We start from the raw sequence: 12,620 nt of genomic DNA on the forward strand, positions 1-12,620 counted from the left end.
AATGTGTTGCTCTGGCATACTGGCAAATGGGCGGGCGCCATTTTTTCATATTATCATCCTCCTTACTTTTTATGACCTCCAATTAAGCCATTTCGATAACGAGCTGTTGAGTGATCCAGGTAGCTTGAAGCCCGTAGTAAACTATTCTTTCCATAACGCATCCGGATTTCATCAATCGTTTTCGCAAGAGCATAGGCTCTTTCACGCTGATCAATATCCTCAAATAAGCTCATTTGCTCTTCTTCTTGAATACTTGTGTTCGATAGTGAAATCCCAATAGAAGGAATAGGCATGCCCTTATCAAATGTATGTAAAATGTTTAAACAATATGGAAAGATATCCTGGCTTAAGTTCGAAGCTCGTCCCATTTTCTTTTGTCTTGAGAAGCCTCCACCTGCTTGTTTGCTGTAGCCAATCGATAAATGGACCGTTTGAGCCACCACTTGATGCATGCGTAAACGAAAACACACATTGTCCAAAAGTTCTAACAACAATAACTTCACTTCTTTTCGGTTTGTATAATCCCGAAATAGAATTTGACTTTTTCCAAAGGAATGAGAACTAGGAATGTACACATCTGAAATGCGACTAAAATCAACCCCATTCGCATGTTGGTGCAATTCTTCCCCCATGATGCCAAATTCTTTTTGTAAGATTTCCTTCGAAGAAAGAGCGAGTTCTTTTATGGGATGAATGCCTAAACGGTTTAGGCGTCTTTCCGTAGCTGACGAGATTCCCCAGAAATCCTTCATCGGATGAATGGACCACAACTTAAAGGGAATATCCTCATATCGCCAATACGCAACCCTTGTTGGGCTATTCTTGGTCTCATGTTCTAAGCTAACCTTAGCCAGTAAGAGATTAGGGCCGATTCCTGCGGTAGCTGTCAGCCGTGTTTTGCGATAAATCTCATTAATGATTTTATGAGCTAATTCTTCTGGTGTTTCAGCGAATAAATGCAAAGAAGCTGTCGCATCAATAAACAACTCATCAATGCTATACGCATGAAAATCTTCAGGAGCCACATACTGTAACACCAAACTCGAAATATAGTCCGAAGCCTTGATATACCTCTCCATGGCTGGATTCACTACATGGATATCTTTCCTTTTAGGAATGTCGAAAAGACGACTTCCTGTTTTGATCCCTTCTTTCTTTAATAAAGGTGCGGCAGCCAACACAACAGATCCCGACGTTTAATATCTCCTACAACTGCAAGCTTTGTCTTCAGCGGATCTAACCCTCATATGACAGAGGAAACCGAAGCAAAGAACGCTTTCATGTCGATACAAATAATGACTCTGTTTGGTAGTTACCCATCATTCATTGAAAATACTCCTTATAAAAAGAACGTTTGTTCCCTATTATACAAGAACAAACGTTCTTTATTCAATAAAAACTCTAAAGTTTTCCCGATTATTGCTATCTTCTTGATGAAAAAATAATTTCTTCAATCTCCCTTTCTTCGATAACAACTTTTGATTGGTCAGTATAGAAGTTTTGTAATACAAAATTGCATTAAAATTAATTGGCATTTACTATTAGATAAGTGTAAATGTATATATCAAAAGAAAACCCTAATTTTAAACAACTGAAAAGGAGGTTAAGTAATGGGAAAAATGGACTCTTTACATACACCACCCGTATCTAAAATCCCTTATGATTCAGAACAATCGCTTGCAGGTAGACTACCCATCTTTACATGGTTGCTATTAACATACTCAGCTACGATGATACTTCAAACATTAGATCATCCCCTGTTGTTAAATAGCTTGTTATTTACGTTTCTTTTTTCTCTATATTTTGTATTAAATTCATTTATTAATGTTTTTAAAATGTTTAGGCCATGGATTTACATCCTTGTTCAAGGAGGTTTAGCCTTTCTTTGCGGTCTTATAATGCCCGATGGTTTTCAACCAACACTCATTGGACTATATTCACTTTTGATAGGACAAAGCGTAGGAATTTATTATCAAATAAGTAAAGTAGTAATGGTTTCCTTATTCTGTATCCTTTTAATGTGCCTTGCTACTATTCTAATGGGGCATTTGCATTTATTAGTTATCTATTTAATAATCATGATTCCTCTCATAATAAGTATAGTAGGATATGCTGTTATGTTTTTTAGGCAAGTACAGGCTAGAGTTCGTATCCAAACATCTCTTCATGAACTAGAGCTTGCGCATCAAAAAGTTGAGCAGCTGACTCTTACGAATGAACGTCAACGAATGGCGCGTGATTTACATGATACATTAGCTCAAGGATTAGCAGGTCTCATTATGCAACTTGAAGCGATTAATGCACATTTGAGTAATGAAAATGTTAAAAGAAGCCAAGAGATTGTCCAACAGGCAATGGAAAGAGCACGTATGGCATTAGCCGATGCCCGTAGTGCAATAGATGACTTACGTACACAATCAGGTGAGGAAATAGGATTTATAGAAAGTGTGGAGAAAGAGGTTCAGCGTTTCAGGTCAACAACGGGGATAAACTGTGTACTAACGGCAGACGCTATTATGCCTTTGTCTCCCATGTTTGTAGAACATGCCAAACACATTATAAGTGAGGGGCTAACAAATATTGCACGTCATTCTCAAGCTCAACATGCATGGATAACGGTTAAAGAAAAAATGAACAGTATCTTATATCTAGAGATAAAAGATGATGGGATTGGGTTTGATTCGGAGAAAATCGGTAAGCAAGTAGGTCATTATGGATTAATTGGTATGCAAGAACGTGTTCGTCTCCTTAAAGGAACCATAAATGTTCAAAGTAAAACTCAAGAAGGAACTATAATTCAGATAGAAGTGCCGATACAAAAAGGAGAATAAATGTGAAATATAAGGTTTTGATTGTAGATGATCATTTTGTTGTGAGGGAAGGCTTAAAGTTAATTTTGGAAACTAGTGATACCTATGAAGTAGTTGCAGAGGCAGAAGACGGAGCTGTGGCACTTGATCTTATCAAGGAATTACAACCTGATGTGATCTTGATGGACTTAAATATGCCAAGAATGAGCGGTCTTGAAGCTATTGAAAGGTTAAAAGAGCAACAATCAACTATCCCTATTATTATTCTCACGACATACAATGAGGATGAATTAATGATTCGAGGCTTAAGCTTAGGAGCAAAGGGATACTTATTAAAAGATACAAGCCGTGAAAATTTATTTAGAACGATTGAATCTGCCATCAGAGGAGAAACTCTTTTACAGCCAGAAATCACATCAAGAATATTTGCTTATAAAGAAAAGCAACTTAATTTATCACCTTCTTCAACTGTTAAGGAGTCCATTCTTACAGAAAGAGAAGTAAGTATATTGCAAATTGTAGCAAATGGAGCAACAAGTAAAAAAATTGCCTTGGAGATGGGAATTTCGGAACGAACTGTTAAAGCCCATCTGACAAACATTTATACAAAGCTGGGAGTGGCTTCAAGATCAGAGGCTGTAGCAGTTGCAATTGACCAAGGAATCCTTCATCGTTAACTAAAATTAGAAAAGCACATAGAAATTTGCCCAAACGTACATAGGGAGGTTGCCCTTATGTACGATTTTTTTTGCTTAATTTTTTATTAGAATACAAAAGTATTCACAAAAACCTCCTTTTGTTTTAAGAAATGAGGTTGTATACATCACGTTTTACTATATTGAATTGAAGAATGAAGGGAGATTATATGGCAAAGTATCTTTACAAATTAGGTGAATGGGCTTCTCGAAAACGCCGCCAAGTCGTTTTTGGATGGATAGCTATTCTAATAGTCGCAGCAATAGGAGTAGGAACTATGGGCATAACATTTAATGATGATATGTCGATTCCTGGAACAAAAGCAGAAAAAGCAATGGACGTTTTAAATAAGGAGTTCCCTCATAGTGATGATAGTGGTGGGCAAATCAAACTTATCTTTAAAGCACCCAAAGGGCAGACCCTAGAATCACCTTCAACGCATAAAAGAGTACAAGATACCTTAAAGCTTGTTCTTAACGACAAAGCCGTTGAATCTATCGCAAGTCCTTACCAAACAGGAACAATCAGTAATAACAAGGAGATTGGTTATGCAACGATTACGTATAAGGTAAGCGCAGATAAAGTAACAGATGCTTCAAAAAACAAGATAAAAGGTATCGCAAAATTAGCTAAGAAAAGTGGTGTTCAAACGGAGATAGGCGGTACAGTTGCTTTCTCACACGTGAAAATTGGTGGTACATCTGAACTAGTAGGTATCGTTATCGCCTTTGGTATTTTAGTTTTTACCTTTGCATCTTTCCTTGCAGCAGGATTACCAATTATTACGGCTATTATAGGCCTAGGTATCGGTGCTATGGGAATTCTAATCAGTTCGAATTTCTTCTCTGTCCAAGCCACAAGTTTATCACTTGCAAGTATGATTGGTTTAGCAGTTGGGATTGACTATGCACTATTTATTATCTCAAGGCATCGCCAACAGTTAGCACAGGGGCTTGATGTAAGAGAGTCCATTGCCCGTGCAACTGCGACTGCCGGTAGTGCAGTTGTGTTTGCTGGACTAACCGTTATTGTTGCTCTGTGTGGCTTATCTGTGGTAGGTATTCCATTCTTAACATCAATGGGGTTATCTGCAGCTTTTACGGTGTTAATTGTCTTGTTAGTCTCCATTACATTGGTTCCTGCTCTATTAGGAATGGTTGGCCATCGCCTCAATCCTAAACGAAAAAAACGAGTGGATTTTAAAAAGTCTCTTGTAATTAAGAAAAACAAGGACTCAAATATATGGGGACGTTTTGTTATTCGTTATCCTGTACAAATCGTTCTAGTATGTTTAATTGTTATGGGTATTATTAGTTCTCCAGTTCTTCATATGGAACTAGGTTTACCTGATAACGGAATGAAATCAAAAGAAACTATTGAAAGACGTGCGTACGATTTAATGGCAGAAGGCTTTGGGGACGGAATAAATGGACCTCTTGTCGTTGTACTAGATGGATCTAAAAGTCCAGATACACGAGTATCCTTTACAAAGGTGGCAAAAGAGCTAAGTGACTTGCCAAATGTATCTAGTATATCTCCCCCTACTCCAAATCAATCTGGCAAATTTGCAATGATAACTGTTTTACCCAAAACGGGACCTAATGACTCTAAAACAAAAGATTTAGTGACTACTATTCGAGAAAAAGCAAAAAGCGTAACCAAAGACGAAAAAGTCAAATTAATGGTTACAGGATCTACAGCTGTCAACATTGATATCTCTGATAAACTTTCAGACGCCTTACCTCAATTTGCGGCTTTAATTGTTATTTTTGCTTTATTATTACTTTTGGTTGTCTTCCGTTCTATTCTTGTACCTATCAAAGCTGTATTAGGGTTTCTAATGACTTTAATCGCTACTTTAGGATTTTCTGTTTTTGTATTACAAGATGGTCATTTCATCGATTTCTTTGGTATTCCTGAAGCTGGTCCGTTATTAAACTTCATGCCAGTTTTAACGACAGGGATTTTATTTGGTTTAGCTATGGACTATGAAGTATTTCTTGTGAGTCGCATGCGTGAAGATTATACCCATCTGAGAGACGCAAAAAAATCCATTCTTTCGAGCCTGAAACATAGTGGTCCAGTAGTAACGGCAGCTGGTTTAATTATGATTTCTGTTTTTGCTAGCTTTATTTTTGCAGAAGATTCAACGATAAAAGCGACAGGGTTATCAATGGCTTTTGGTGTATTATTCGATGCATTCGTGGTGAGAATGACACTTGTGCCTGCAGTTATGACGCTTTTAGGAAAATCTGCATGGTATTTACCTAAATGGCTAGATAAAGCCTTACCGACTATCGATGTTGAGGGTGAATCACTTATGAACAATATAGAAGATACTATCAATAAAAAAGTTCGAAAATATTAACTCGTATCTTACACAAGGCACTTTGGTTATGAACCGATATACGTAACGAAAGAGCCTCACAAGGGCAAACGAATAAAATCCTAAACAGTATGGGAAAAATCCTGTATCTCCTTAGATACAGGATTTTTTTCGAGTTTACATAAGTTTGATTATAGGAACCAATTTAACTCAGGAAAGGGGGGCGAAGTTAATTGTCCAAAGATCTTCCATATTGGATTCCCCCAAGACAATGAAGAGCAGGTAAATAAAATTAATCAAAGGTTAAAAGAAGATGGGTTCAATGTCGAACCTTCAAAACAATTACATAAGTATACATTTTATGTAGAGGCACTTGGAGGATTTCCAATTGAGGTACTTTGTTAAGTTATCAAAGTCTCTCCTATATATTCCCAGTTAACATAATGGATATTACAGAGATTGAACAGTAAAAAGGCCCTTGCAATCTCATAAGGGCCTCCCCTCTGACAATAAACTATTATTTTATATACATATATTTAAAAAACAATTATTATCTACTGTTTTATAAGTAATGATTAATATATTGAATTAGAAATTATTTACCCATTACACACCTTGTAGAAAAAGGGCCCATATTTCTATCTGTTTCTTACTTAAAGGGAATGAAAATAAGGTTTGATCGTAATCTTATCTTCTGTAAATTAGATAAAGCTCAAATTCTTCTTACCGTTCTGAGACACAATCCCCTTTACAATTCTTAATACACCTTCTGCATCATTAAGATTAACTAACTCTACAGGTGAATGTGAGTATCTGCGAGGCGTTGATAGAATGCCTACTGGTATACCTTTGTTTGATGAGCTCAAGCTTGCTGCGTCAGTCGTATATCCGTCCCCAATGAGTGTAAGGACTTGTAAAGGGACACTGGCTACTAAGGCCTGCTCTTCAATTATTTCCCTTACTTTAGGATGAATGTATTGAAAATTCATGTTGCCTCTGACACCATCTGCTATCGGACACACTGGTCCTTTACCCAAATATACCGGCAAGGCCTTTTCTGTTTGAATGTCAGGTGTATCACCAGCTGGAATGGTGTCTAACACGATCGCATAATCCGGTTCAATTGCATTTGCCACCATCATAGCACCTCGAAGTCCAACTTCTTCCTGAACGGTAATAACTCCAAATAAAGTTCCTGAAAAATCCATACTTTTTAATTCTTTAAATAGTTCAATTAAAATAGCACAGTGTATGCGGTTGTCCACAGATTTTGTACATACTAAATCTTTATTATCCATTTCCATAAAATCACTCTGAAAAACAATCGGATCGCCAATCTTGATGCCCATCCGTTCTACATCTTCTCTGGATGAGGCCCCCACATCAATATAGCATTCACGGATTGTTTTAACCTGAGTGCTCTCTTCAGGGGTTTGCATATGGCCTGCTTTAATTCCGATGATGCCCGGTAGCTTGTTTCTAGTTACCCACACTTTCCTCCCTAATAACAACTGGTCAGAAACTCCCCCTATTTTATCGAACATAATAAAACCATCTTGCAAAATATTTTTAACACAGAAACCCACTTCATCGGAATGGCTGGAAATCATTAATTTTGGCCCTGATGTACGTCCATTTTTAATAGCAATAACATTTCCATAAGCATCAATGTTTACTTCATCAGCATAAGGTAACAGACTGTTTCTTAGATATTTTACAACATCTTGTTCTGAGCCAGATACACCAACTAGTCCTGTTAAATCTCTTAGAGAATTCTTTATATTTTCTTTTGCTATCTGCTTTTCTTCTGATGACGCCTCCATCTCTTTGCCCATAGTATGCTTCATTTACTCTTCCTCCTTTTTAATTACTTACACATGACTTTCTTCGGAAGTCTGTTTTATCGTTTTAGTTGCAACTTCATTTAAAAACGTTGCAATAAATAATTTTCCAATAAGTAACATTGATCGTTCATCTACATCGAATTTTGGATGATGATGAGGATAAATTGCTTCTATGTCTGGATTTCTTCCACCTACCCAAAAGAAAGAGCCAGGTACTTCTTTTAAGTAGTAAGCAAAGTCTTCCATGCCCATCTGTAATACCTCTTTTGTTACATTCTCCTCTCCTACTATCTTTTTAGCAGATACTTCAACTCTTTTGGTTTCCTTTGGATGATTCCACACAGCAGGATATCCTCTTTCGTAAGTGCAGACCCCAGTAGCCCCAGCACCTTCGCAGGTTGACTTTGTGATTTGCTGAATTGCTTTCTCAATTAAATCCTGTACATCCTCATCAAATGTTCGAACTGTTCCTCTAATTTTTGCTGTATTTGCAATTACATTATAGGCATCACCACTATTAAGTGAACCAACTGTGAGAACAGCCGGTTTGAGTGGATCAACGCGTCTACTTACGATTTGTTGGAGATTTAAAGTAAGTTGACTACCAACTATGACGGCATCTATCGTTAATTCTGGAGTAGCCCCGTGGCCTCCCTTTCCAATAATATCGATTTCAAATTTATCACCAGCTGCCATCAGGTACCCTTCGTTCACGCCTACTGTGCCTAATGGAAGATGAGAAGCCACATGAGCCCCGTAAATCACATCCACTCCTTGAAGACACCCATCTTCAATCATTGGCTTAGCACCTCCCGGGATAACTTCTTCTGCAAATTGATGAATAAATACAACATTTCCTTCGAGTTCATCTTTTACTTCACTTAACACTTTTGCCACACCAAGCAAAGCTGCTGTATGGATATCATGGCCACAAGCATGCATTACACCAGGAATACGAGACTTATAATCCACATGTTTTTGATCTTGAATGGGCAAAGCATCGAAGTCTGCTCGAAAAGCTACTGTTTTTCCTGGCTTTCCTCCTTTTAGAGTACCTACTACTCCTCTGCCTCCGACTCCTGTTTTTACATCGATTCCTAAGCTCATTAAAAATCCAGCAATTTTTTGGGGTGTCTCGTTTTCATGAAAGGAAAGCTCTGGATACATATGAAGGTCTCGGCGAAATCCCACTAGTTTGGGATATAATTCTTCTAATTTTTGAAACAAATTTTCAATCATCGTAAAACACTCCTTTTCCTTGCCACTTTATTTCCAATTAGGCAGAATGCGATTTTTCTACTTTTGAAACCATAGAGGAATTTCTCGTAAACAAACTAACAATTACAAGCGAGAGAATATTTACAATTAATGCAATGATACCAACATTTAAATCTTTCACTACTTCTGGTAATGCAGGAAATAGAGTCCCAACTGTAGTTTCACTAATTGTGATATACATAACTGTTACAATACCAAGAACTATACCTGTGCAAGCTCCATATTTTGTTACAAAATTATTTTTCATTAAACTAAAGATAAAAGCAGGAAATAATTGAGTTACAATGCTATAACCCATTAATAATAGAGTAACGATTGTATTTCCTCCATTAAGTGTGAAATAGACGGAAATAAGTGCTATGACAGGTACTAAGAATTTAGCTGATTTCGAGATTTGTTCATTAGTAGCTGAAGGTACTAAGACTCCATACACATTTTTAGATAACGATGTAGAAGCCGCCATTAAAAGCATTGAACCAGGAACAAGTGCTGTTAGCAATCCTGCTGCTCCAATAAATCCTACCATCCATGGATCAAACGTTTTAATTGAGAGTCGGAGTAAAGAAAGATCTTCATTTGCCCCTGTTAGACCAGGAACTTGTAAAATAGCTGTAAATCCAACAAAGAAGACGAATAGCAACATTAAGGTATAGATTGGACTAATAATGGAATTTCTTCGAAACACTCTTTCATTTTGCGCGGAATATGTTGCGTTGAAGGTATGCGGCCACATATAGAATCCAAATACGGTTAACAAAACGGTAGAAATAAACCAAGAGATGCTAAGGCCCGTTTTAGGTAGAGTAAGAAAATCTGGTTTAGCTTGATGCACTGCTTCAAACATCGGCTGTAACCCACCATAATAATGAAATGGCATATAAATTCCTAAGAAAAGAACGATGACAAATATCATAATATCCTTTACTATTGCTGTCCAAGCAGACCCATGTATACCTGATATCATTAAATAGACAGTTAACGATATTGCTCCAATCCAAATAGCGACAGTTGGAGAAATTGCTCCATAGGAAGCCTCTGATACAATAATCCCCAATCCCTTAAATTGAAGAATGATGTACGGTACTATAGCAAGTACTCCAGCACATGAAACCACGATTCCTAAAAATGGACTTTTATATTTTGTAGCAAAGAAATCAGGCTGTGACATTAATTTATTTTCTTTTGCATACTTCCAGATTTTTGGAGCTATCCAATAGCCAAGTACATAAGACAATGAAATGTAAGCTAAAATATAAAACGCTGGCCCTCCTTTTCCGTATGCCCAGGCGCTGCCTCCCAGAAAGGTGAAAGTTGTATAAATTTCTCCCGCCATCAAAAAGAAAACAAAGATAGTACCGAATCCTCGACCGCCAACACTCCATTGTTCAAGATCCATATTTTTACCTCTTGTAGCACGAATACCTAGATAAATAGCTAAAATTAAGAAACTAAAAATAACAAATAACGCGGCATTCATTACTCATCTCCTCCTTCATTTGCAGGATCCATTTTATATACTATTGCCATGATAAAAGAAGTAAGAACAACCCACATGACAATCCAAAAGAGAAAAAAAGGCATTCCTAAGATAAAGGGAGTTACTTTATTAACAAATGGTAAAAATCCTAAAATACCTATGAATGGAAGTAAAGAAAGAACATGAATTAGTTTCATAGAAATCCTCCTTAAAAATGCGGCTCTTAAATCTATTATTTTAGATACTGTGAGGGAGAAGACAACGTAATTGAGTAAAACTAAAAACTATTCCTTTAATTAACTCCCTATTTTGGTCTTTCATCATTTTCAATATCGTTCCATATAGCACCTCAGTGCCTATAACTAAAATTCTGCAACAACCTCAAATGCTTGTTTTTCTATTGCTGATCATACTGGGCGACATACACTTGTCTTTCCGATCTTTCCAATTCGACTCAATTACTCAAAATGTCTTTTTAGACGTTTTTTATTGATTCTCATAGCCTTCATCTTTTAAATTACATGAATAGTTTTTATATTCTTATAATCTAAGATAAAATCTCTTTCTTTTCTTGTTGATATACAATTTCTCCATCAATAACAGTCATATCTACCTGAATATCCTTAATGTTTTTGGAGGATACATCTAGAATCGAGTCACTTAGTATAACAAAATCGGCTAGCTTCCCAATTTCAATGCTACCCTTGATATCCTCTTCAAAACTTGCATATGCACCATTCCATGTATAGAGTTTAATAGCTTCCATCACGCTAATCCGTTGGTTAGTACCGACTCCATGACCAGATCTGCTTTCGCGGTTGACACCGGCATGAATACCCATTAGTGGGTTATGAGTAGTAACAGGACTATCTGACCCTCCCGCAGCGATTACTCCTTCATCAATAAAGCTACGCACTGGAAACATATGATGAACTCTTTCCCCATAATTCTTGATATATCCATCGCCAAATTCATAAAAGAAAGAAGGGTTAGGAATCGGAATAACTCCAAGTTTCTTCATATGCTTTAACAAGTCTGGTGGGGTAATTCCAGCATGTTCAATCCGATGTCTATGGTCATCCCTCGGATGTTGTCGAAGAGCCTCTTCAATACAATTAAGCATTAACTCAATTGCACGATCCCCCTGAGCATGAGCTGTAATCTGAAATCCCTTACGATGAGCCTCACCAAGAATGTGGTTTAATTCTTCTTGACTAAAATAAAGAATTCCATAATTATTCGGATCGCTTGTATATGATTGCCTAGTTGCAATTGTTGGTCCACTGCTACTCCCATCAGTAAATACCTTAGCTGGTCCAATTCGGAACTTTTCGTCTCCTAATCCTGTTATAATGCCTGCTTGCGTCATTTTTTTTACAAAGTCTTCAGAATTATTTAAAGCTCCAACTATGGCATATACTCGAAGCTTTACATCTTTTGAGCGAACAGCTTCCTGCATAATACGAAGATTGTTAGGCCCATATCCACCTGCATCATGGATACTAGTGATGCCTGCTGAAATAAAATCCTTTGATGCTAGGGACATCCCTTTTCTTAGTTCCTCATCAGAGTATTTTGCTTTCTCAAACATATTCATATGGGCAGTTTCCATTAAAACCCCAGTAACCTTCCCTCTTACATCACGAACAATTTTCCCTCCCTCTGGATCTGGTGTTGTATCATTAATTCCTGCTAACTCAAGAGCCTTGCTGTTCACTACAGAAATATGAGCACAGGTACGTATAATCATAATTGGGTGCTCAATAGAGATTTGATCCAGTTCGTGTCGGGATGGGAAACGCTTTTCATCTATCACTGTCTCATTGAACCCCCAAGCTCGGACCCATTCACCTTTTGGTGTCTGCTTAGCCTTCCTCCCCAAATCAGCGAGTACATCATTAATAGAGTGAATATGTGACTCTTTACAACTTACCCCTAGCTTATTAGTTCCATATAAAGTTAAATGTATATGTGAGTCAATAAATCCTGGAAGTAAACTCTTCCCCTTTAAATCAATTATCTGTGTTTGATCACCCACAAATGCTTTAATTTCCGCATTGTTTCCTACAGCTAGAATTTTATTATCCTTAACTGCAACAGCTTCAACAATTGAAAGCTCTTGATCTACTGTGATCACTTGACCATTCCAGAACACTAAATTAGCTTCCATCAATTGCTCACTCCTCTAT

General features: G+C 37.2%; 8 protein-coding genes and 2 pseudogenes. 4 read left to right on the forward strand and 6 right to left on the reverse strand.

The genetic code is table 11. The annotated features are described in order from the left end of the window. Positions 1-62: 62 nt before the first annotated feature. Positions 63-1,231: pseudogene (locus ACLHDF_RS02275) on the reverse strand (DNA polymerase thumb domain-containing protein). Positions 1,232-1,610: 379 nt separating this feature from the next. Here ACLHDF_RS02275 and ACLHDF_RS02280 point away from each other — a divergent pair. The 4 genes and pseudogenes from ACLHDF_RS02280 to ACLHDF_RS02295 all read left to right on the forward strand — a co-directional run. Then, a complete protein-coding gene (locus ACLHDF_RS02280; RefSeq protein ID WP_413917415.1) occupies positions 1,611-2,831 on the forward strand; it encodes a sensor histidine kinase in 1,221 nt (406 codons plus the stop codon). 2 nt (positions 2,832-2,833) lie between these two features. Then, entirely contained in the window at positions 2,834-3,487 is a 654-nt protein-coding gene (locus tag ACLHDF_RS02285; protein ID WP_413917416.1) for a response regulator, read from the forward strand. A 188-nt stretch (positions 3,488-3,675) separates the two neighbouring features. Continuing rightward, positions 3,676-5,874 (forward strand): MMPL family transporter, encoded by a 2,199-nt coding sequence (locus ACLHDF_RS02290; protein WP_413917417.1) that lies wholly within the window; start codon positions 3,676-3,678, stop codon positions 5,872-5,874. A 174-nt stretch (positions 5,875-6,048) separates the two neighbouring features. Further along, positions 6,049-6,237: pseudogene (locus ACLHDF_RS02295) on the forward strand (hypothetical protein); the annotation flags it as partial. A 296-nt stretch (positions 6,238-6,533) separates the two neighbouring features. On the opposite strand, the gene ACLHDF_RS02300 reads toward ACLHDF_RS02295, so the two are convergent. The 5 genes from ACLHDF_RS02300 to ACLHDF_RS02320 all read right to left on the reverse strand — a co-directional run bounded on the left by ACLHDF_RS02300 (position 6,534) and on the right by ACLHDF_RS02320 (position 12,601). Continuing rightward, on the reverse strand, positions 6,534-7,679 hold the full coding sequence (locus ACLHDF_RS02300) for a M42 family metallopeptidase (RefSeq protein WP_413917418.1): 1,146 nt from the start codon (positions 7,677-7,679) through the stop codon (positions 6,534-6,536). Positions 7,680-7,703: 24 nt separating this feature from the next. Continuing rightward, a complete protein-coding gene (locus ACLHDF_RS02305; protein WP_413917419.1) occupies positions 7,704-8,915 on the reverse strand; it encodes an amidohydrolase in 1,212 nt (403 codons plus the stop codon). Positions 8,916-8,952: 37 nt separating this feature from the next. Continuing rightward, positions 8,953-10,431: a sodium:solute symporter family protein gene (locus ACLHDF_RS02310; RefSeq protein ID WP_413917420.1), complete on the reverse strand. Its 1,479-nt coding sequence runs from the start codon at positions 10,429-10,431 to the stop codon at positions 8,953-8,955. Further along, entirely contained in the window at positions 10,431-10,628 is a 198-nt protein-coding gene (locus ACLHDF_RS02315) for a DUF3311 domain-containing protein (protein WP_413917421.1), read from the reverse strand. Before ACLHDF_RS02315 ends, ACLHDF_RS02310 begins: the two co-directional genes overlap by 1 nt. A gap of 350 nt (positions 10,629-10,978) precedes the next feature. Further along, positions 10,979-12,601 carry an amidohydrolase gene (locus tag ACLHDF_RS02320; protein ID WP_413917422.1) on the reverse strand — a complete coding sequence of 541 codons (1,623 nt, stop codon included), beginning with the start codon at positions 12,599-12,601 and terminating at the stop codon, positions 10,979-10,981. Positions 12,602-12,620 lie beyond the last annotated feature (19 nt).

Origin of the sequence: Priestia megaterium (genome assembly GCF_046599315.1) — a bacterium.
Lineage (GTDB): Bacteria > Bacillota > Bacilli > Bacillales > Bacillaceae_H > Priestia > Priestia megaterium_F.

Bases quoted from the DNA above. Each gene is read 5' to 3' on its own strand.
- ACLHDF_RS02280 (WP_413917415.1), top strand. From the start codon at position 1,611: ATGGGAAAAATGGACTCTTTACATACACCACCCGTATCTAAAATCCCT.
- ACLHDF_RS02290 (WP_413917417.1), top strand. From the start codon at position 3,676: ATGGCAAAGTATCTTTACAAATTAGGTGAATGGGCTTCTCGAAAACGC.
- ACLHDF_RS02300 (WP_413917418.1), bottom strand. From the start codon at position 7,679: ATGAAGCATACTATGGGCAAAGAGATGGAGGCGTCATCAGAAGAAAAG.
- ACLHDF_RS02305 (WP_413917419.1), bottom strand. From the start codon at position 8,915: ATGATTGAAAATTTGTTTCAAAAATTAGAAGAATTATATCCCAAACTA.
- ACLHDF_RS02310 (WP_413917420.1), bottom strand. From the start codon at position 10,431: ATGAATGCCGCGTTATTTGTTATTTTTAGTTTCTTAATTTTAGCTATT.
- ACLHDF_RS02315 (WP_413917421.1), bottom strand. From the start codon at position 10,628: ATGAAACTAATTCATGTTCTTTCTTTACTTCCATTCATAGGTATTTTA.
- ACLHDF_RS02320 (WP_413917422.1), bottom strand. From the start codon at position 12,601: ATGGAAGCTAATTTAGTGTTCTGGAATGGTCAAGTGATCACAGTAGAT.